The 20,494-nt window shown below is 36.8% G+C and carries 19 protein-coding genes; 15 read left to right on the forward strand and 4 right to left on the reverse strand.

Going from position 1 to position 20,494, the window contains the following annotated elements:
• Positions 1 to 24 precede the first annotated feature (24 nt).
• From C1631_RS16895 to C1631_RS16935, 9 genes are all read left to right on the forward strand, one after another.
• The gene (locus C1631_RS16895) at positions 25 to 2,286 is read left to right on the forward strand and encodes an FIDD domain-containing protein (protein WP_103246826.1); all 2,262 of its coding nucleotides are present in this window, start codon (positions 25 to 27) and stop codon (positions 2,284 to 2,286) included.
• Between the two features lie 124 nt (positions 2,287 to 2,410).
• Positions 2,411 to 4,675 (forward strand): FIDD domain-containing protein, encoded by a 2,265-nt coding sequence (locus C1631_RS16900; RefSeq protein WP_103246825.1) that lies wholly within the window; start codon positions 2,411 to 2,413, stop codon positions 4,673 to 4,675.
• Between the two features lie 122 nt (positions 4,676 to 4,797).
• Entirely contained in the window at positions 4,798 to 5,424 is a 627-nt protein-coding gene (locus tag C1631_RS16905) for an NAD(P)H-dependent oxidoreductase (RefSeq protein WP_103246824.1), read from the forward strand.
• Positions 5,425 to 5,454: 30 nt separating this feature from the next.
• Positions 5,455 to 7,026 carry an L-aspartate oxidase gene (gene nadB / locus C1631_RS16910; RefSeq protein ID WP_103246823.1) on the forward strand — a complete coding sequence of 524 codons (1,572 nt, stop codon included), beginning with the start codon at positions 5,455 to 5,457 and terminating at the stop codon, positions 7,024 to 7,026.
• Positions 7,027 to 7,038: 12 nt separating this feature from the next.
• On the forward strand, positions 7,039 to 7,899 hold the full coding sequence (nadC, locus tag C1631_RS16915) for a carboxylating nicotinate-nucleotide diphosphorylase (RefSeq protein WP_103246822.1): 861 nt from the start codon (positions 7,039 to 7,041) through the stop codon (positions 7,897 to 7,899).
• A 208-nt stretch (positions 7,900 to 8,107) separates the two neighbouring features.
• Complete coding sequence (locus C1631_RS16920; RefSeq protein WP_109713504.1) at positions 8,108 to 10,780, forward strand: TonB-dependent receptor; 2,673 nt, start codon at positions 8,108 to 8,110, stop codon at positions 10,778 to 10,780.
• An 86-nt stretch (positions 10,781 to 10,866) separates the two neighbouring features.
• Positions 10,867 to 11,304, forward strand: a complete 438-nt coding sequence (locus tag C1631_RS16925; RefSeq protein ID WP_103246821.1) for a hypothetical protein — start codon at positions 10,867 to 10,869, stop codon at positions 11,302 to 11,304.
• 72 nt (positions 11,305 to 11,376) lie between these two features.
• The gene (locus tag C1631_RS16930) at positions 11,377 to 12,366 is read left to right on the forward strand and encodes an aspartate-semialdehyde dehydrogenase (protein ID WP_103246820.1); all 990 of its coding nucleotides are present in this window, start codon (positions 11,377 to 11,379) and stop codon (positions 12,364 to 12,366) included.
• A 56-nt stretch (positions 12,367 to 12,422) separates the two neighbouring features.
• The gene (locus C1631_RS16935) at positions 12,423 to 13,424 is read left to right on the forward strand and encodes a cation diffusion facilitator family transporter (RefSeq protein ID WP_103246819.1); all 1,002 of its coding nucleotides are present in this window, start codon (positions 12,423 to 12,425) and stop codon (positions 13,422 to 13,424) included.
• Between the two features lie 53 nt (positions 13,425 to 13,477).
• Here the strand turns inward: C1631_RS16935 and C1631_RS16940 are convergent, their stop codons facing one another.
• Together C1631_RS16940 and xrtF are read right to left on the reverse strand one after the other, a co-directional pair.
• Positions 13,478 to 13,924, reverse strand: coding sequence for an exosortase F system-associated membrane protein (locus C1631_RS16940; RefSeq protein WP_109713506.1), 447 nt, complete (start codon positions 13,922 to 13,924; stop codon positions 13,478 to 13,480).
• Positions 13,911 to 14,441: an exosortase family protein XrtF gene (gene xrtF, locus C1631_RS16945; protein WP_103246817.1), complete on the reverse strand. Its 531-nt coding sequence runs from the start codon at positions 14,439 to 14,441 to the stop codon at positions 13,911 to 13,913. The genes C1631_RS16940 and xrtF overlap by 14 nt, the downstream gene beginning before the upstream one ends.
• A gap of 241 nt (positions 14,442 to 14,682) precedes the next feature.
• On the opposite strand from xrtF, the gene C1631_RS16950 reads away from it, so the two are divergent.
• The 6 genes from C1631_RS16950 (at position 14,683) to C1631_RS16975 (ending at position 19,132) form a co-directional block, all read left to right on the forward strand.
• A complete protein-coding gene (locus C1631_RS16950) occupies positions 14,683 to 15,702 on the forward strand; it encodes an aminoglycoside phosphotransferase family protein (RefSeq protein WP_109713508.1) in 1,020 nt (339 codons plus the stop codon).
• Positions 15,703 to 15,799: 97 nt separating this feature from the next.
• Positions 15,800 to 16,216: a RapZ C-terminal domain-containing protein gene (locus tag C1631_RS16955; RefSeq protein WP_109713510.1), complete on the forward strand. Its 417-nt coding sequence runs from the start codon at positions 15,800 to 15,802 to the stop codon at positions 16,214 to 16,216.
• 67 nt (positions 16,217 to 16,283) lie between these two features.
• Positions 16,284 to 16,997 carry a nucleotidyltransferase family protein gene (locus C1631_RS16960; RefSeq protein WP_103246814.1) on the forward strand — a complete coding sequence of 238 codons (714 nt, stop codon included), beginning with the start codon at positions 16,284 to 16,286 and terminating at the stop codon, positions 16,995 to 16,997.
• A 7-nt stretch (positions 16,998 to 17,004) separates the two neighbouring features.
• Positions 17,005 to 17,757 carry an LOG family protein gene (locus C1631_RS16965; RefSeq protein ID WP_103246813.1) on the forward strand — a complete coding sequence of 251 codons (753 nt, stop codon included), beginning with the start codon at positions 17,005 to 17,007 and terminating at the stop codon, positions 17,755 to 17,757.
• A 58-nt stretch (positions 17,758 to 17,815) separates the two neighbouring features.
• Positions 17,816 to 18,286, forward strand: coding sequence for a DUF6702 family protein (locus tag C1631_RS16970; protein WP_228441297.1), 471 nt, complete (start codon positions 17,816 to 17,818; stop codon positions 18,284 to 18,286).
• Positions 18,287 to 18,565: 279 nt separating this feature from the next.
• A complete protein-coding gene (locus C1631_RS16975) occupies positions 18,566 to 19,132 on the forward strand; it encodes an inclusion body family protein (protein ID WP_103246835.1) in 567 nt (188 codons plus the stop codon).
• A gap of 186 nt (positions 19,133 to 19,318) precedes the next feature.
• On the opposite strand, the gene C1631_RS16980 is transcribed toward C1631_RS16975, so the two are convergent.
• Both C1631_RS16980 and C1631_RS16985 read right to left on the reverse strand, forming a co-directional pair.
• The gene (locus C1631_RS16980) at positions 19,319 to 19,657 is read right to left on the reverse strand and encodes a hypothetical protein (RefSeq protein ID WP_123966718.1); all 339 of its coding nucleotides are present in this window, start codon (positions 19,655 to 19,657) and stop codon (positions 19,319 to 19,321) included.
• Positions 19,658 to 19,660: 3 nt separating this feature from the next.
• Positions 19,661 to 20,350: a hypothetical protein gene (locus C1631_RS16985; protein WP_103246810.1), complete on the reverse strand. Its 690-nt coding sequence runs from the start codon at positions 20,348 to 20,350 to the stop codon at positions 19,661 to 19,663.
• Between the last annotated feature and the right edge of the window lie 144 nt (positions 20,351 to 20,494).

Below are 20,494 nucleotides of genomic sequence, written 5' to 3' on the forward strand. Positions count from 1 at the left end.
CTTATTAATCTAAATCCCTTTTAAATGAATAAAATTCTATCGTTTTGTTTTGTTCTTATTATATTTTGCTTTTCGGGAAATGATATACTGGCACAAACCTACCAACTTGCCGGAAATCCAGTCAATACAACAGGCTGGACTGTAGTTCCCACAGCAACAGTAAATACTGACTTCATACAACTCACCCCGGACACCAACAACCAGTCAGGATCTATCAGACTCAATGATCCTATAAACCTAAAATACTGTGACAAGTGGAGAGTAGAATTTGACTTCAGAATGGATTCAAACCAAAGCTCTAACGGAGACGGAATTGCCTTCTGGTATCTGGCAAACCCTCCTATTGCAAGCGTCCTGGGCTCTGGTCTGGGAGTTTCACAAAATGCAGTCGGCTTTATTGTAGGATTTGACACTTACAACAATACTACTACTGCCACAATGAGTAAGGTACATGTTGCTTATGGACAAGTTGCCAATACAACAGATAACAATAACGTGGAATTCTTTAATGTTCCCGGAAGCTCTTTTCATTCGCCCGATCTCAATACAACCCAACCTTTTCAGGGAACCACTTATAAGCATGTAGAAGTAACCGCCCAGGTAGATCCGGCTGCACCCGCTAACTGGATTATAAAAATAACAATTGATGGAAATGTAATTTGCAACCAGTCTTTTGCGCCTTCAGGTACAGCTGCTGCAATGACTGTAGGATATTTCGGGTTTTCAGCTTCTACAGGAGGTGCCAGATCCCGACATTCTATTAAAAATGTAAAAATTTATACTGACAAGGTTCCTATTCTGTTAAATTCAATAAGTCAGTCTTTTTGTCCAAATCCCACTACCGGTTATGGAAGTGTAAACCTTACGAGTTACAATGCTCAATTTGTAAGCAATCCATCTAACTATACCTTCACCTATTATCCTCTGGGAAGCTCCACTCCCATTGCGAACCCTACCAATTATCAATTCAATGCCAATACCACGGTTACTGTGGTTATAAAAGATAATGCAGGAATACTCTGTGATAACCCGGACGGAAAAATTCAGTTAAGTATAGCTCCTTTTAAAGCAGATGATAAAACAATTCTTGCCTGTAACAACAACAAGATTGGTACTGCCACTTTTAACCTGAATACCGCAGATGTAACAGGAGTTCCGGGAGCTGTCAAAAAATATTACAAAACCCTGAACGACCTGAATGCAGATACAAATGAAATCTTATATCCGGACAGCTATTTATCTGCTCCGGGAGTTGTTTACGTAAAAGTAACCACACCACAAGGCTGTACCGGCAGTGCGAAAATTACTTTAGCATTTTACCCGGAAACACCGGTAAAAGAAGCAACTCTCAGATCCTGTTTTATTGAAAATAATATTTCAAGCGCCTTATTTAATCTCAATTCTGCCGATGTAACCTCCTTAACAAGCGGAGCAACAAAAAAATACTACACATCCTTAGCCAATGCTTTAAGCGGTACTAATGAAATTGTAAATTTTCTCCAATATATATCAACCAGCACTGTTGTATATGCAAAAGTAACAGATACTAACGGCTGTTTTGCGATTGCCAGAATCAATCTTATTGTTCTTCCCCCTGTAAAATCAGCAATATTGAAAGACAAAACAGTTTGTATTGGTGAAAAAACAGATCTCGATGCAGGACCAGGGTTTAACGGATACGAATGGAGCACAGGAGAAACCACTCCTTCAATAAAAGATATTGGTGTAGGACAATATTGGGTAAAGCTTACAACAGGAAATTGTATTACCACTCAGGTTGTTAAAGTACTGGCAGCTCCCAATCCTGTCATTTCAAGCATTGACATCAATCATAATAACATAACAGTTAATGTAGCAGGAGGAACACCACCCTATCAATACTCAATAGACGGTGCCACCTGGCAGACCTCTAATATTTTCACCGGTCTGGCAAGAGGAGAAGTAAAAGTCTACGTAAAAGATTTCTACAATTGTCCGCCGGTTGAAGTTCAAATCACAGTTCCAAATCTTGTAAATGCCATAACACCTAATGGAGACAACATCAACGACTTCATTGATTACTCTGCCTTGGCATACAAGAAAAACCTAGTATTCATAGTATATGACCGTTACGGGAATAAACTTTACGAGGCCGGGAAAATGAGAAATTTCACATGGGATGGGATGGCATCAGGCAAAAGAGTACCTACCGGCACTTACTGGTATACCATTTCCTGGAACGAAAACAATAAAAACAATACCGAAACCAAATACTCAGGTTGGGTTTTGGTAAAAAATAGAGAATAACTTTGTTATGGGCTGCTTTCTATGGCATAGCAGCCCTTAATAAATATGTAATCATTCAAACAGCACACCTCAGAATAAAAACCCACACTCAATACATACAAAGACAACTAACAATCCAATTATTATGAGAAAAAATATACTTATTTATTTATTAATCATTCTATTAGGGCTACCATCAAAATTACTCTCACAAACGTATCAGCTTACCGGAAATCCAGTCAATACCACCGGATGGAATCTTGTCTCAGATGCCGTTGTAAGTACAGACTTTATAAGACTTACTACAGACCAGACCAGCAGATTCGGAGCTATCACCCTTGCCGATCCTATCACACTAAGCTACTGTGACAAATGGAAAGTAGAGTTTGACTTCAGAATTGACGGTAATGGAACCACTCAATTTGGAAGAGGCGACGGCTTTACCTTTTGGTATCTGGCCAATCCTCCTACAGGATTTGTTTCGGGAGGAGGATTAGGAATACCTGCTAATGCTTCCGGATTAATGGTTGGTTTTGATATTTTCAACAACACCACCGAAGGACAGATGAGTAAAGTACATCTCTTATATGGCACTAATAATACCGCAGGGAATAATATTGAATTCAACAACACTCCCGGAAGTACCTTCCACTCACCAGACCTGATTGCCACCCAACCATTTGTGGGAAACACTTATAAACATGTTGAAGTAAACGGAGAAACAGATCTTTCAAATCCTACCAACTGGATTATCAAAATAAGAATTGACGGGGTACTCATCGTTGACCAATCTTTTGCTCCTTCCGGTGGTGCTGCGGGAATGTCACAAGGATATTTCGGGTTCTCCGCCGCCACAGGAGGAGCAAGCGCAAGACATTCTATTAAGGATGCAAAAGTATTTGTAGATAAAGTTCCCATTTTAAATAATACAATTACTCCTTTTGTATGTACTAATCCTGCAACCGGAAATGGTGTGGTTGATCTGACATCCTACAATTCACAGTTCGTTACTAACCCGGCAAATTATATTTTCACTTATTATACTTTAGGAAATGCTACTCCTATTGCCAATCCTGCAAGTTTTCAGTATTCAGGAAATACAACTATTAAAGTGGTTATTAAAGATCCAACTTCCACACTGTGCGACAATGGAGATGGAGTTATACAACTTAACCCGACCCCTTTTGCCGCCACTGACGCCACCCTTACGGGATGTAATAATAACAATGCAGGGACAGCAACTTTCGACCTCACTACCGCCAACGTAACCACTTTAACTGGTACCACCAAAGAGTTCTATCCTACTTTATTTGACATGAATGCGGGCACTAATCAAATTGCCAATCCTACCGCTTATGCTGCTGGGGCAGGAACGGTATATGTAAGAGTAACTACAGCACAAGGATGTGTAAGCACCGCTAAAATTACACTGAACCATCACCCCGTTATCGTAGTGAATGATACTGAACTAAAGTCCTGTTTTATTGAAACCAATCCGTCCACGGCGCTTTTCAATATTTCTTCTGCTGTGGTTTCACAAGGCGGGCTAACAAAGGAATACTATCCTTCTTTGGCAGATGCTATTAACGGAACCAACCCTATCCCCAATGCCGGAGCATACATTGCACCTAACGGAGTTGCTTACGTCAAGGTATTTGGGGCAAACGGATGTTATTCCATTGCTAAAGTTACCCTTACGGTAGTTCCACCTGTTGTATCAAGTATTTTGAAAGATAAAACCATTTGTATAGAAAGCAAAACAACTTTAGATGCTGGCCCGGGATTCAAAAACTACGAATGGAGCACAGGAGCAACAACACAAGCGATCAGCAATGTTGGGGTTGGAACCTATTGGGTAAAACTAAAGACAGGAGAATGTACTGCATTGCAAACAGTAAAAGTATATGCCGCTGAAAATCCGGTTATAACAAGTATTGATATTTCAGGAAATACGGTTACAGTATTTGTAAACGGTGGAAAACCACCTTATCAGTATTCAATGGACAATGTTAGCTGGCAGGACTCTAATGTTTTTCCTAATGTTGCCCGGGGCGAAGCAAAAATATATGTAAAGGACAGTTATAATTGTGTCCCGATACAAGTTACTATCACTGTTCCAAATCTTATCAATGTAATTACACCTAATGACGATGGGATCAATGATATCATAGATTATTCAGCATTATCCCGAAAACAAAATCTGGAAGTTAATATTTATGACCGATATGGTGTACAACTTTTCAGAGCAGATAAATCCAACAGATATACCTGGAACGGAACAGCCAACGGAAGAAGAGTTCCAACAGGAAGTTACTGGTACTCCATCTCATGGGATGAAAGCAATAAAAATAACACTTCCAATACTCCAATCAAGTTCTCAGGTTGGATTCTTGTAAAAAACAGAGAATAATCACCAATTTCATCTATTATAAAGAGAATCACTCCGCTGGTCGGGGTGATTTTTTGTATGATTAACAGGATATATTTCGTTTTAAAGACTTTTTATTCATATTCAATCCTTAAATTTGCTTCATGAATTATTTGGAAGCTTTAAGCAGAAGATATTCTGTGAAAAAATTTAATAATCAACTCATTCCTCAGGAAACTTTGAATAATATTCTTGAGTCAGGAAAACTGTCTGCAAGTTCGCTGGGACTTCAGCCTTATAAAATCGTCATTGTTGGAAGTGAGGAAATGAAACAAAAGTTGATTCCTGCTTTTTATAATCCATCGCAAATCTCCACATGCTCTCACCTTATTGTCATTATATCCAAAAAAACAATTGAAGAGCACTATATCCGTGGTTATTTCAATCATATATCTGAGGTAAGAGACACTCCTCTAGAGGAGCTTGATCCGTTCAAAAAAAGTATAAGCCAGCACATTACCCAAAAAACACCGGAGGAAATTTTCAACTGGGCAGAAAAACAGTCTTATATCGTATTGGCCAATCTCATGTATGCCGCTGCCATTGAAAATATAGACTCATGCCCCATGGAAGGCTTCCGTCAAGACGTAATCGAAGAGATCCTCAATATAAATTCCGAAACAGAAAAAGTAACCGTCACCCTCGCTTTAGGCTACCGTTCTGAAGAAGATAACTTCCAGCACATGAAAAAAGTAAGAAAACCAAACGAAAAATTGTTTAAATTTATTTAATATTTAAACGATTGTACCTAAAGCAAGCATATGATAAAAGCGGATGTATTAGTAATCGGTTCCGGCATTTCCGGACTTTCCTATGCCATTAAAGTTTCTGAACAGTTTCCTGATGCTAAAATCATCATTGTAACAAAATCTGATGAAGATGAAAGCAATACCAAATACGCACAAGGCGGACTGGCTGTAGTAACTGATTTTCAAAATGATAATTTTCAAAAACATATTGACGACACTATGCGCGCCGGTGATGGCGAAAATAAGCGTGATGTTGTTGAAATGGTTGTAAAAGAAGCTCCTGCAAGATTCAATGAAATTGTAGAATGGGGAGCTCAGTTTGATATGAAAAACGGCAAATTTGCCTTAGGAAGAGAAGGAGGTCATACGGAGAATAGAATTGTTCACCATAAAGATATCACAGGTTTTGAAATCGAGAGAGCTTTGTTGGAAACAGCAAATAACAGCCCTAACATTGAAATTTTAGACCACCATTATGTCATTGATATCATCACCCAGCATCATGTTCCGGGAAAAGAACTTAACGAAGGAGATATTCATTGCTATGGAGCTTATATTCTGGATGAAAAGTCTAAAACCATCAAGAAAATAACATCAAAGATAACTCTGGCAGCTACCGGAGGCGCTGGCCATGTTTATAAAAATACAACCAATCCTACCATTGCAACAGGAGACGGAATTGCTTTCGTAGCCCGTGCCAAAGGAAAGGTTTCCAATATGCAATATTACCAGTTTCATCCTACAGCTTTATATAATAAGATTGACGGAATGCTATTCCTTATCTCAGAAGCTGTAAGAGGAGATGGAGCAAAACTGAGAACCAAAAGAGGTGAAAAATTTATGCAAAAGTATGATGAGCGTGAAGAATTAGCCTCAAGAGATATTGTAGCCAGAGCAATCGACAACGAAATGAAAATTTCCGGAGACGAATATGTAGGTCTTGATTGCCGTGAAATGAATACGGAAAAATTTCTCGAGCACTTCCCTAATATTTATAAAAAGTGTAAAGATGAAGGAATCGACCCGTTTACGCAATTAATCCCTGTCGTACCAGCTTGCCATTATTTAATGGGAGGTATAGAAGTAGACCGGGACGGGCAATCTTCTATCAGAAATCTATTTGCTGTAGGAGAATGCACCAACTCCGGATTACATGGTGCAAACAGACTCGCTTCAAACTCCCTTCTTGAAGGATTAGTCTTTGGACATAACGCTGCTATGAAAACAGTCGAGTTGTTAAAAGAAAATAGTTTTAACTTTGATGATCTGAAAGCCGTTCCTGAATGGAATGAGGATGGAATGAAAATCATGGATGAGATGGTAATCGTCAGTTACCTCAGAAAACAACTTCAGGAAATGATGAGTGATCTGGTAGGTATTGTAAGAAGCAACAGACGTCTTAATATGGCCCTGCAGAAACATCAGGAAATCGCTGCCGCTGTTGACGAAATCTATCACTACTCTATTTTGTCTCCCCAATTATCAGAATTAAGAAACCTAACCACCGTTGCTCATCTTATCATCAGCCAGTCTATGGAGATGAAAGAAAACAAAGGAGCATTCTATAATAAAGATTTAGCTTAAAAGCATACCATCATGAAAAGACCCAGCTACGTTACCGATAAAGCACTGAAAACTTTTATACATAACGCTTTAGAAGAAGATATACAGGACGGAGATCACTCCACACTTTCTACCATCCCAAATGATCTCGTGCAAAGCGCAAAGCTTTTAGTAAAACAAGATTGCATTCTGGCAGGTGTGGAATTAGCAGAAATTATTTTCAAAACTTTTGATAAAAATTTAAAAGTTGAAACTTTTCTTAAAGATGGTGACACAGCAAAAGTGGGTGATGTTGTTTTAATGGTAACGGGAAGTGCCAGATCTATTCTCTCAACAGAAAGACTCCTTCTGAACTGCATGCAAAGAATGAGTGGAATTGCAACCCTTACCCATGAATGGGATTCAAGATTGGTAGGAACAAAAACGAAATTACTGGATACCAGAAAAACCACTCCTAATTTCAGAATCTGTGAAAAGTGGGCAGTAGCCATTGGTGGTGGAACCAATCACAGATATGGTCTTTACGACATGATTATGCTGAAGGATAACCATATTGATTATAACGGAAGCATTACGAATGCTGTTAATATGGCAAAAGACTATGTTAAAAAGAACAAAAAAAAGTTAAAGATAGAAGTGGAAACAAGAAACCTTGAAGAGGTACGGGAAGCAATCAAAGCAAAAGTCGACAGAATTATGCTTGATAATATGGATGTAAACACAATGAAGCAAGCAGTAGAGATGATCAATGGCTCTTGTGAATCTGAAGCTTCAGGTGGAATCACTCGTGATATGCTTAAGGAAATTGCCTCTACAGGTGTCACCTATATCTCTGCAGGCGCCCTTACACACTCGGCTGAAAATATAGATTTGAGTCTCAAAGCAGTGAAATAGCTTTGTATTTTCAACAAAAACACCACCACTTTATTAAAAATTCAACAACATGACTTTTTTCATACAAAAATTCAATTTTTATTTATAATATTGAAAATCAATTACTTAATATTATTAAGACTGATTAAAAATTAACATTGAGTTAATAATAGTTAAATTTAATTTTGCGAATTTTGCAGAAAATTAAATCTAATTATTACTAACGATTATGAAATTAATCAACAAATCAATACTAACTGCGGTAATTACATTATCCACAGCTAGTGTTTATTACGCTCAACAAACTCAGGACACCGTACAAGGTAAGTCTAAAGATATTGAAGAGGTAATCCTAAAAGGTGTAACGGATATCGCTAAAGATAGAAAGACACCAGTAGCAGTTTCTACTATTAAAGCTGCACAAATTCTTGAAAGACAAGGAAATCAGGAACTTGTTGAAATTTTAAACACAACACCTTCTGTATATGCAACTAAAGGTGGTGGTGGTTTCGGAGACTCACAAATTGTAATCAGAGGATTCGAATCAAGAAACATTGCCGTAATGGTAAATGGTATGCCTGTAAACGACATGGAAGGAGGTACCGTATACATGTCAAACTGGACAGGTTTATCAGATGTAACAAGTACTATGCAGGTACAAAGAGGACTTGGTTCTTCTAAATTAGCCATTGCTTCTGTAGGAGGTACGATGAACTTCCTTACAAGATCTGCAGACATGAAAAGAGGGGGTATCGTTAGATTAGGAGTTGGTAACAATGACTTTTTAAAAACATCTTTTGCCTACAATACCGGTAAATCAGACAAAGGTTGGTCTACTTCATTCCTAATGAGCAGACAAGCAGGAGGTACCTATATCCAAAATACAGATTATGAATCTTATGCTTACTATTTTGCTTTAGGTTGGGAGCCAAACAAAAAACACAATTTCCAGTTCACCATTACAGGATCTCCTCAATGGCACGACCAAAGAACGTATTCTCCTTTCATTAAAGATTATATAACTTATAACCCGGATAAAGACAATACTCCTGACAGAACTTATAACTCTGACTGGGGATATTACACCAATGCAGAAGGAAGATCAGTTTCTATTGCCAACAGAGCAAACTATTACTCAAAACCAGTAATAATGTTAAACTGGGACTGGACGATGAATGAAAAGTCTAAACTAAGTACAGTTCTATATATGTCTAATGGTAGAGGTGGTGGAACAGGAGACCTTGGTAGCTTCTGGAATGGGAAATTCAACAGTAACGGAACTCCTACAACAAACAACATCAACTCGTACAGAAGAACAGATGGAACTTACGACTATGATAAAATTTTCGCATTAAACAACGGTTTAATGGCTGGTACTCCGTACTCAGTGACTAACCCTGCTAATGGAAAACAATATCAGGTAAGAGATGGTCTTATCAGAAGAGCGAGTATTAACTCTCACAACTGGTATGGTATCTTAGCGAACTTTCAGCACAAACTTAATGATAACTGGAATTTCTCAATCGGTACAGATGACAGATATTACTATGGTTACCACTATCAGGTAGTTTCAGATCTATACGGAGCAAAAGGGTATCAGGAAATTCTTAATAATAATGTAGCCCCTTATAATGTTACAAGAACATACGACTATAAACAACTTGCATGGAACCCGTTCGGAGGGAAAACAGCTCCTCTAAATGAACAGATCGGATACAGCAATGATGGTGAAGTTATATGGTACAGTGCATTTGGTCAGGTTGAATATACTAAAGATAAATTATCTGCATTCATTCAGGGATCAGTTTCCAACCAGGGATACCAAAGAATCGACAACTTCGTTAAAGATGGAGTAACAAAGCAACAAGGACAAGTTGTGAATACAAAAACAGGATTCAAAAATCTTTTTGGATATAATGTTAAAGGGGGAGCCAACTACAACATTGACGATCACCACAATGTATTCGCAAATATTGGTTATTACAGCAAACAGCCGTTTATGAACTCTGTTTATCCAAGTAACTTCCAGGTTGTAAATCCTAATTTAACCAATGAGAAAATTTTCTCAGCTGAAGTAGGATATGGTTTCAGATCTCCAAAATTCAGTGCAAATGTTAACTTATACAGAACTGAATGGAGAGACAGATGGTTGAGAAGAACAAACCAGACCTTTACATTAGCTGACAACACGACCACTACAGGTTATGCGGAAATCAGTGGTATTACTGAAATCCACCAGGGAGTTGAATTTGACGCGGTTTACAAACCAACAAACTTCTTAGAATTCCAGGGAATGTTCTCTTGGGGTGACTATTTCTACCAGGGGAATGCAACAGGTTCTGCATTTGATGACAACAACAACCCTCTTACATTAGCAGGAACATCTACTTCATCAGCAGCAACACTTTACCTTGATAAAGTAAAAGTAGGAGGAACAAGTAATAACAGTATTCCTCAAATGACAGCTTCATTAGGAGCTACCATTAAGCCGGTAAAAGATTTAAGCATTTTCGGAACATGGAGATATGTAGGAAAAGTTTATTCTTCTATTGATATTGCTACATTCTCTAATCAGGCAGCACAGGACAAAGGAGTATTACAATTACCTGATTTCAACCTGTTTGACTTAGGTATTTCTTACAAAATCAAGTTAAAAGATGCTTCTCAGTATTTCACAATCGGAGCAAACGTTTACAACTTGTTTGATACATTCTACATTTCTGATGCATCAACGAATGTAATGGCAAATGATGCTCCTTCAAAATTAGCGGATGGTTCAAACAATACAGCTAAGAAAACTTACGAAGAATTAGGGTATATGTACAAAGGAGTTGCAACAGACAACCGTGTTTTATTCGGTTTCGGAAGAACTTGGGCAGCAACATTATCATTCAACTTCTAATAATATCACAACATTAGATTTTATAAATATCAATCCCGGCTTTGAGCCGGGATTTTTGTTATCTTTGTGTACAAAAAAAATAGATTATGGATTTTTACAAGATTTTGCTTAATGCCCACAAAGGATTCGGGTATCTTGAACTGCTGCTAGTAGCATTATTTATCATTGCACTTTTGGCTACCATGTTCGGATTCAGTGGAAAAGTGAACAAGTTTTTAAAGAAAACGACTTTATTCACAATGATCTTTTTTCACGTTCAGTTTTTGCTGGGAATAATCATGTTATTGGTATCGCCAGGTGTTAAGGCTGCTATGTCAGCAGGAACACTAATGAGCGATTCTTATTCAAGATTCCAATATGTTGAGCATCCATTTTCTATGCTTATTGCTGCTGTTTTGATGACGATTGTCAACAAAAAAGTAAAATCTAATGATACCATCTCTTTAGGAGTAGTGATTATGGGATTAATTGCAGTAGGTTTATTTGCATTCGCGTTCCCTTGGACAAGAGTCTTCGGGGCATAAAATAGACAAAGAAATTATACAAAATGCGTTATAATTTATAAATAGTTTAATCTTAAATTTTTAATTAAATCAATGAAAGTAGCTGTAGTAGGTTCAACAGGAATGGTTGGACAAGTTATGCTTAAAGTTTTGGAGGAGAGAAACTTCCCTGTAACAGAATTAATTCCGGTAGCATCCGAAAAATCTGTAGGTAAAAAGGTGAAGTATAAACAGAAGGAATTTACGATTGTAAGCATGAAGGACGCTATAGCTGCCAAACCGGATATTGCTATCTTCTCTGCCGGAGGATCTACTTCTCTTGAATTTGCTCCTTTATTTGCAGAAGCCGGAGTAACGGTTATCGATAATTCTTCTGCATGGAGAATGGATCCTGATAAAAAATTAGTGGTTCCTGAGATCAATGCTGATGTTTTAACGAAAGAAGATAAAATCATTGCAAATCCGAATTGTTCTACCATTCAGTTGGTTATGGTTTTAGGACCATTGAACAAAAAATATGATTTAAAAAGAGTAATCGTTTCCACTTATCAGTCTGTAACTGGGACAGGTAAAGCTGCTGTGGATCAACTGAACGGAGAAATCAGTGGAAATGATACTGCAAAAGTATATCCGTATCAGATCTTCAAAAATGCATTACCTCATTGTGATGTATTTGCTGATGATGATTACACCAAGGAGGAAATTAAACTGATGAAAGAACCTAAGAAAATTTTGGGAGACGACACATTCAATTTAACGGCAACAGCAGTAAGAGTTCCTGTTCAGGGAGGTCACTCAGAAAGTGTAAACATCGAATTTGAAAATGAATTTGAATTGGATGAAGTAAGAAAAATCTTATCTGAAACTCCTGGAGTGGTAGTAATGGATGATGTGAAAAACAATCACTATCCAATGCCTTTATACTCGGAAGGAAAGGACGAAGTTTTCGTAGGAAGAATAAGAAGAGATCTGTCACAGCCCAAGACGCTTAACCTCTGGATCGTAGCAGACAATCTGAGAAAAGGGGCAGCAACGAACGCTGTACAAATTGCTGAATACCTTGTAGCAAACAACTTAGTATAAACTAACAAAATAAAAAGAGTCTCAAAATTGAGATTCTTTTTTTTATCAAACTGAATATGAAAAATACCTCGAAGAATACCCATAAAGATAAAATAGGATTCCAGAAGCTTATTGCAGTATTTGGGGTGATCCTTTTTATAGGAAAAATCATTGCCTGGAAATTGACCAATTCAGACGCTGTATTCTCTGATGCTATGGAAAGTATTGTGAATGTGATCAGCGCATTCATGGGGCTTTATTCTCTACATCTCGCGGCTAAACCTAAAGATGAAGACCATCCCTATGGCCATGGAAAAGTAGAATTTGTCACTTCCGGAATCGAAGGGGCGTTGATTGCCATTGCAGGATTGATGATTATTTATGAAGGGATCCATAGTCTCATTGTTGGAAAAACACTAAGCAAAATTGATCTTGGGATATGGATTATTACAGCCACCGCCGTTATCAATTATCTGTTGGGATATATTTCTATTAAAAAAGGAGAAAGAGAAAACTCCCTGGTCCTTATTTCTTCAGGAAAGCACCTTCAGTCGGATACCATTACAACTCTGGGTGTAGTAGGTAGTTTGGTCATTGTATATTTTACAAAAATCTACTGGCTTGATTCTGCGGTAGCATTAATATTCGGGCTTTACATAATATTTGTCGGGTATAAAATCGTTCGAAAATCCTTAAGTGGGATTATGGATGAGCAAGATCCTGAAATATTACACCAGGTTATTAAAATCCTTGAAGAAAACAGACAAACAGAATGGATTGATGTACATAATATGAAAATCCAGCAATTCGGATCTTCACTCCATATTGATGCCCACATTACCCTTCCCTGGTATTATGATCTTCGTGATGCCCATAACGAAATGGAGAAAGTTATTATCCTTCTTGCCAAAAACATTAAACGGACCATTGAATTTAATTTCCACATGGATGACTGCAAACCGGTATCATGCACTGTTTGCCAGATTAAAGAATGCCCTGTTCGTCAAAAAGATTTTATCAAACGGGTAGAATGGACTGCAGAGAATATCACAAGTGTTGATAAACATTGTGCAGAATAACTGAATTAATAAATCAGGTTGCGAAAGTAAATAACATGTATCTATTCTGTTTTTCAGCTTTCTTTCTCCTCTTTCACCATCATCTGCTTTCTATAATAAAACATCGGAACAATCAAAAGAATAATCAAGGGTTGAATCACAAATCTTCTCATATAAAAAGAAAAGAGATAACCTATTTCAAATTGGTCATAGATACAATAGAGATAAATAGGAAAGGCAATCGCAAATATGATAACCATCATGACAGATCCTTGTAAAGTCCATTGTTTACTTTTAAATAAACCATAGATAATCAGGCAGGAAAACAGCAAGTTCAGAATAAATCTGAAAAGATGTCCCATAATCAACGTCCCCCATTCGAAAGTTGGGAATTCAATATTTTTATTAGCCTCATGAAAATAGTCCAGAAAAGGATCATAGAAGAGCTGCCCTTCAAGAATTCTTATGCTCACAAGCCCACAAACTCCTGCGATGACTAACAACCAATTAAGAATTTTCATGTTTTAAAGCGAAGAATTTAATCCAGATTAACCAAAGCACAACTACAGTTCCATAGATAATAGCAGGAAATATAAAATCATGGAACATTTTCCCATATTCCTTATAATCCGCCATTACAATATTCAACCCTGCAATCCTTAAAAGATTCATAATATAAAGTAAAATCAACCCTATTCCTACAAATAAGAATGTTTTCCCTCCTTTATAAAAAGCAAAAACAAAAGAAACAAATAAGATCATCACAGAAATAGCATTACAGCCTTCCACCATTCTTGTTACATAATGATTCTTTACATAGAACCATAGCTGTTCATTCTTTACATCATCATACAATTCAGTGGGATATCCTACTCCGTTCTGTAAAAAGGTTACCTGATTGGCAATGAGCCTTGAAAAAGGATCCAGTCCGCCCTCTTTACTACTGTTCAGATAAAACTGGTAAGCAAAAAGCAACACCAGATAGATGGTGATGAAACGCAGTAAAATTCCTAAAACCGGCTTAAAGTCCTTTAACATGTTACAAATATAAAAATTAGACTGCAAACACAACTGATTTTGAATGAAGAAAGCCAAATTTTATATCACAAACCCGGGAAAGCTGAATTTTATAAAACGGGAACATGTCAACATTTTTCCGTTAAATACTTACAAACAATTGTTATTTCGAAAATTCATAACCTCCCTATCCGACCTGCATTTTAACATCTGGAAACATTGTCTCCTAACTCATGTTAAATTACTATATTTGTTTCCATATATGACTTCTGAAAACACAAAACGATTTTTTGAAAACCATCTGGGAAAAAAATCTTCCGAATTCGTGACATTGGCTCAAAGCGGCTCAGCGAGAGTGAATTTTCTGGCGACTGCCGGTACAGAAAAATACATTATCACCTACAATGAAAATATCCCGGAGAATGAAAGTTTCCTTTATTATTCTGCCCTTTTTTCTGAATTAAAACTTAATACTCCAACCATTTTGGCTGTCTCTCTTGACCGGACAACTTATGTACAGGAGTTTTTAGGGGCTCATACTCTTTCGGAAATAATTACGAAGGAGCATCTTTCACCTCATGTAAAGTCTCTGGTGCGACAAACCCTGGAAAAGCTTTTTCAAATGCAGATTAAAACTCAGGGGAAAATAGACTTCTCCAGAACGTTTGAATATGAAAGCTACGACGAGCTTCCTGTAATACATGATCTTTACTATTTTAAAAATTTTGTAGCCGATGTTCTGGAGTTAGAATATAATAAATCAAAACTCCTCAAAGAATTTAAACACATTGCAGCTCTTATTGAAAGCCTTGAGCCCAAAGGAATCATGATCCGTGATTTTCAGGCAAGAAATATTATGGTGAATGAAAATAATGAAGTCTCATTTATAGATTATCAGTCTGCAATGAAAGGTCCGTTGATGTATGACGTGATCTCCTTTCTTTTTCAGGCTAAAGCCGATTTTCCTGAAGATTTTAAAAATGAAATGCTTGATTTCTATATTCAGCAGTTTGAAAATCAGGAAACTCAACTTCAACTATATCATTCGGTAAAGCCAATTCAAATGATGAGATTTCTACAGGTGTTGGGAGCTTATGGATTCAGGGGGTTAATTCAGAGAAAACAACATTTCATCGCCAGTCTGGAAAAAGGAATTCAGAATATCACCCAGTTTGCAGCTTCATGGGATCAAATGAAAAATTATCCTGAGCTTGATAAGCTGATCGGGCAACTGACCCTGGAACAAACAAAGTTAAAGATTGATACCCTATTAAATAAATAACCTTCGATTCCCCTCAGGATGACCATGATAAAATCTTAACTTACCTTAAAAACTTAAAGAACCTAAATGGTTTGAAATAAAAAATAAAAAGAAGAAAATGCTACACATCGACATCCACAGTTTTTCGTACAAAAAAGGAGGAATTCCCAAAGATCAGTCCGGAAACGGGGGCGGATTTGCCTTTGACTGCAGAGGAATTTTGAATCCTGGAAGAATTGAAGAATATAAAAGCCAAACCGGCAACGATATCGGAGTTCAGGAATATCTTGAAACCCAAACAGAGATGCCCAGATTTTTAGAGCTCGTAAAATCAATTATTTCTATCAACATTGAGGATTATCTTGCAAGGGGATTTGAAAATCTGCAGGTGAATTTCGGATGTACCGGTGGACAGCACAGATCGGTATACTCCGCAATAAAAATTGCAGAATTCATCAAAGAAAAATATCCTGAAGGAACTGAAGTAACCCTCCATCACGATGAACAACCACAACTGAATATCAGTAATCAGTAATGGGCAGTAAGTAATTTCATATACTTGTTATAGTACTCATTATTAATCACTCATTACGTATACTACTATGAAGGCTCTTATTTTCGCAGCAGGAAAAGGCACTAGACTTAAACCTTTTACAGATCATCACCCTAAAGCTTTGGCAAAAGTAAATGGCATTCCTCTTTTAGAAAGGAATATCAATTATCTGAAAAGCTTTGGAATCACAGATTTTGTGATCAATATTCATCATTTTGGCGATCAGATTGTTGATTTTTTACATAAAAACAATAATTTTAATTGTAAGATTGAAATCTCTGATGAAACCAACGAATTGCTTGAAACAGGGGGCGGCTTGATTTTTGCAAGAAGATTTCTTGATCACGGAGAAGATTTTCTGATCATGAACGCTGATATTTTAACCAATATAAACATCAATACGTTGATAGAATATCATAAAAAGATAAAAGATTTTGCTACTTTAGCAGTTTCGGACCGTGAAAGTTCGAGAAAACTTCTTTTCAACGATGATATGGTTTTAAAAGGTTGGCTGAATGTACAGACAGGAGAACAAAGGCTTGCTGAATTTAATAAAGGATTCAAAGCTCTTGCCTTCAGTGGCGTTCACTGCATCAATCCCGTCATCTTTGAAAAAATAAAAAGAACAGGCAAATTTTCTGTTATGGAAGAATATCTGGATCTTATGCAGACCGAGCATATTCATGGTTTTGTACACGACAGTATTTTAATCGATGTCGGAAGACCAGAATCTGTAATAGAAGCCGAAAAATATTTTAAATAATTGTGCAATGGAACTTGATGGAACTAGGGATGAAAGTTTAGTAAATCCGGAACTTGACATTAATGAAACAAAATTACATAACAGCTTAAGACAAAAAACCTGGGATGAAACCATTACCAAGGACAGTTGGATGGTATTCAAGGTCATGGCAGAGTTTGTAGATGGCTATGAAAAACTGGCTAAGATCGGACCCTGTGTTTCTATCTTTGGTTCTGCACGCCTGAAACCCGAGAATAAATACTACGAAATGGCTGTGGAAATAGCTGAAAAGATTACCAAATTAGGTTTCGGTATCATTACTGGTGGGGGCCCGGGAATCATGGAAGCTGGAAATAAAGGTGCATTCAATGCCAAGGGAAGATCCATCGGATTGAATATTGACCTTCCTTTTGAACAGCATTTTAATCCTTATATCAACAAGTCCTATTCAATGAACTTCGATTACTTTTTCGTGAGAAAGGTAATGTTTGTAAAATATTCGCAAGGCTTTGTAGTAATGCCAGGAGGTTTTGGAACACTGGATGAACTTACCGAAGCATTGACTTTGATTCAAACCAACAAAATTGGCAAATTTCCCATCGTATTGGTAGGAACCGAATTTTGGGGAGGATTATTGGATTGGTTCAAGACCACTCTCCTTAGAGACGGTATGATTGCAGAAGATGATCTCGATCTTTACCGTGTGGTAGACACTGCAGATGAGGCAGTAGCACATATTAAAGCATTTTATGACAAATATTCCGTAAATGTTAATTTCTAATTGGCATATTATTTGTGAACTATAACTAGCAAGTATGATTGTAAATCTATTAATTAAGATGAAAAAACTTTTATATATATCAGGAATTTTAACATTTTTTGTGTTAATGAGTTTTATGTATGTAGACTTTTTCTCTTCAATGACCAAGGTGGATTATATTGATGGAAGCAAAACATTGAAGTTTACCACAAAAATGAATACAAGCCATATCTCTGATGCAATTAAAATCAATCCGAATACAGCAGGATTCGAAGCAGAAGTGAAAAAATATGTGAACAATAATTTTGATGTATTTGTCAATGGTGCTGCTAAAACAATTACTTTCACCGGAAGTCAGGTCAGCGGAGAAACTGTATGGGTATATTTCGAGACGGGAGGTGTTTCGGATATCAATACCTTAAAGATTAAAAATACGATCCTTCTGAGCGCTTTTCCTAAGCAGATCAATCTGGTTAATATTGCCTATAAAGGCAGCCAGAAAACAATGAACTTCCAAAGAGGAAAAGAAGTGAATGAAGTATCTTTTTAAACAAAATTAGATTTAACCATTATAAATGGGTACCCTGAAAAGCTAGACTTTTCGGGGTATTTTTTTGAACACAAGCAAAACAAATCACCGACAAGAGATTAATTAAGTATAAATACCTAGCTTTAAATTTCAGCATTTATACTCTTGGGCAGGTATGGGTGGCATTATAAATTTGTGATGTAATTACAACTCAACAGTGAAGCCGTATCACCAATAATCACGGGGCGACATCTGAAAAGCCATATGAGTAGGAAAAAACCAAACGAAAATAATAATAACATGGACACATCACAATTATCATCAAGTCAGGTCATTGACATTATGGTCGTTATCGACACAGACTATGTGAAAGACTACATGAAAAAAAGAAACCTTGCTCCCAGTACAAAAAGTGACAGCCCGGTACCTATTGACCACATTGCCAAATATATGATCGTTCCAAGTGGAAACGCTCTTTTGGGCCAGGCAACAGGAGATTTAAATCTGAAAGCAAGAAACGGAGACAGAGTATCCTTCAGAGGTAGCTCAATTTATCAGAATTCGGATGACGCTGTCATTATCTATGGTTTTCAAAAATATTCGGGAGACGAAATATTTAACGGTAACCCGATGTTTTATGATGTTGTAGACCGAAAACTGGCTGTTGTCCCGGATCATACAAAAAAAGACGGGCTTCCCGCTATACCTGCCAATGTTAACTTTTACAGCTATGACGCTACGATAGGACGCACAGGAATAGGAAATTATACTCTTAACTTTGCTCTATATACTTTAGACCCTAATAACAGTGACAGGCAGATACTTTACAGCTATTGCTGCTGGGATCCGACGATTACGGTTGAATAAACAGATAGTATTAAACCACTGCGGATGCGCGGTGGTTTTTTGATAGGGAGTTAAAAATAACATATTAAAACAAAAGCCGGCTTTTTAAAGACGGCCTGTATATTAAATAATAGTTCAATTATTGAACCTGAATATTATCTAATTTCTTAAGTATAAGAATAAAGAATAAATCTTTTAATAGTTATTTTAATTTTCATCACATTTCCATTTATGAACTATAACTGTGTCCTTTTTATGAATATTAAATGTCAACTCTCCTCTCTTTTTTACAATAGTATCTCCAACCTCTATCTCATTAGCATATAAACTCCACCATCTATTTGGTTCAGAGATTTTAAGATCATGAGTAATCGGATCATGTCCTTTGACTTTAAACAAACTCGCTCCAGTTGGCACTACTATATCAACAATAATGTTACACTCTTGTTGTAAAAGCATATTAGTATACCGAGAACAATTAAAACAAGAATGTAATAGAAAACATCCAAATAAATAAATTACTACTATTTTAATTAACTGTTTCATAAACTAATCAAATTGAGGTGTAAATCCATAATACATTTTGCTTAAATTATATGTAGTAGTATTAGCTACGGCTGCTCCATATCCTAGTTTTAGATTGATACTTGTGGTAGCTGTTCCAAAGTTAGATATTTCTCCGTCTTGAGAACTCTTAGCATGTTCAAAGCCTAATAGATAGGACCCGGAATAGGATTTACTTTCTCCAACCATACCACCAAAAACATCTTTAAACTTTTGACCATTTACAGTACCATAGGCATTCATAAAATTAATCTGTACCATTGTTCCCGCACTAGGAAGATTAAGTGTTCCATATGTACCAAAAAAATTTAATTTTCCAGATCCTAGATTATATGCCATAGTCAAACTACCTGTATAATAGCCCAAACTTCCTCCAGCCGTAAGACCAATCGCATAACGCCCCCAAAAATCGTTTTCGGCTTCTCCTAAACGAGTACGTGCAGCATCTAAATTTCTTTCAGCAATAACACTTTTAGGAGTTATTTTAACCTCTCCAACATCCTTAACTCTCCCATCAGCAATAGCTCTTCCACCACCACCTTCAGTATCATCATACATCCATCCATCTGCTGCATAATAAATTCCTCCTTCACGGAATGTTTCACCTACATATTTTCCATTTACTCCTTTATCATCTAAATCTTCCTGACTTTTTATATCATCTCTAAATTCCAACTGAACCAATGAATTTCTAAACCAGTCTGTTTCTGATCTTCCATCAGGATCAATAAACCGTATTGGATTATTGGTAGCGTAATTGTATGTTGACAGCCCTCTTGGCTTATCTAAACTAATATAAAATATTAGTTTAGACAGCGA

It is taken from the genome of Chryseobacterium phosphatilyticum (assembly GCF_002899825.2).
Classification (GTDB): domain Bacteria; phylum Bacteroidota; class Bacteroidia; order Flavobacteriales; family Weeksellaceae; genus Chryseobacterium; species Chryseobacterium phosphatilyticum.

Excerpts from the sequence above, each read along its gene's own strand:
- C1631_RS16895 (WP_103246826.1), top strand. The coding sequence starts at position 25 with ATGAATAAAATTCTATCGTTTTGTTTTGTTCTTATTATATTTTGCTTT.
- C1631_RS16900 (WP_103246825.1), top strand. The coding sequence starts at position 2,411 with ATGAGAAAAAATATACTTATTTATTTATTAATCATTCTATTAGGGCTA.
- C1631_RS16905 (WP_103246824.1), top strand. The coding sequence starts at position 4,798 with ATGAATTATTTGGAAGCTTTAAGCAGAAGATATTCTGTGAAAAAATTT.
- nadB (WP_103246823.1), top strand. The coding sequence starts at position 5,455 with ATGATAAAAGCGGATGTATTAGTAATCGGTTCCGGCATTTCCGGACTT.
- nadC (WP_103246822.1), top strand. The coding sequence starts at position 7,039 with ATGAAAAGACCCAGCTACGTTACCGATAAAGCACTGAAAACTTTTATA.
- C1631_RS16920 (WP_109713504.1), top strand. The coding sequence starts at position 8,108 with ATGAAATTAATCAACAAATCAATACTAACTGCGGTAATTACATTATCC.
- C1631_RS16925 (WP_103246821.1), top strand. The coding sequence starts at position 10,867 with ATGGATTTTTACAAGATTTTGCTTAATGCCCACAAAGGATTCGGGTAT.
- C1631_RS16930 (WP_103246820.1), top strand. The coding sequence starts at position 11,377 with ATGAAAGTAGCTGTAGTAGGTTCAACAGGAATGGTTGGACAAGTTATG.
- C1631_RS16935 (WP_103246819.1), top strand. The coding sequence starts at position 12,423 with ATGAAAAATACCTCGAAGAATACCCATAAAGATAAAATAGGATTCCAG.
- C1631_RS16940 (WP_109713506.1), bottom strand. The coding sequence starts at position 13,924 with ATGAAAATTCTTAATTGGTTGTTAGTCATCGCAGGAGTTTGTGGGCTT.
- xrtF (WP_103246817.1), bottom strand. The coding sequence starts at position 14,441 with ATGTTAAAGGACTTTAAGCCGGTTTTAGGAATTTTACTGCGTTTCATC.
- C1631_RS16950 (WP_109713508.1), top strand. The coding sequence starts at position 14,683 with ATGACTTCTGAAAACACAAAACGATTTTTTGAAAACCATCTGGGAAAA.
- C1631_RS16955 (WP_109713510.1), top strand. The coding sequence starts at position 15,800 with ATGCTACACATCGACATCCACAGTTTTTCGTACAAAAAAGGAGGAATT.
- C1631_RS16960 (WP_103246814.1), top strand. The coding sequence starts at position 16,284 with ATGAAGGCTCTTATTTTCGCAGCAGGAAAAGGCACTAGACTTAAACCT.
- C1631_RS16965 (WP_103246813.1), top strand. The coding sequence starts at position 17,005 with ATGGAACTTGATGGAACTAGGGATGAAAGTTTAGTAAATCCGGAACTT.
- C1631_RS16970 (WP_228441297.1), top strand. The coding sequence starts at position 17,816 with ATGAAAAAACTTTTATATATATCAGGAATTTTAACATTTTTTGTGTTA.
- C1631_RS16975 (WP_103246835.1), top strand. The coding sequence starts at position 18,566 with ATGGACACATCACAATTATCATCAAGTCAGGTCATTGACATTATGGTC.
- C1631_RS16980 (WP_123966718.1), bottom strand. The coding sequence starts at position 19,657 with ATGAAACAGTTAATTAAAATAGTAGTAATTTATTTATTTGGATGTTTT.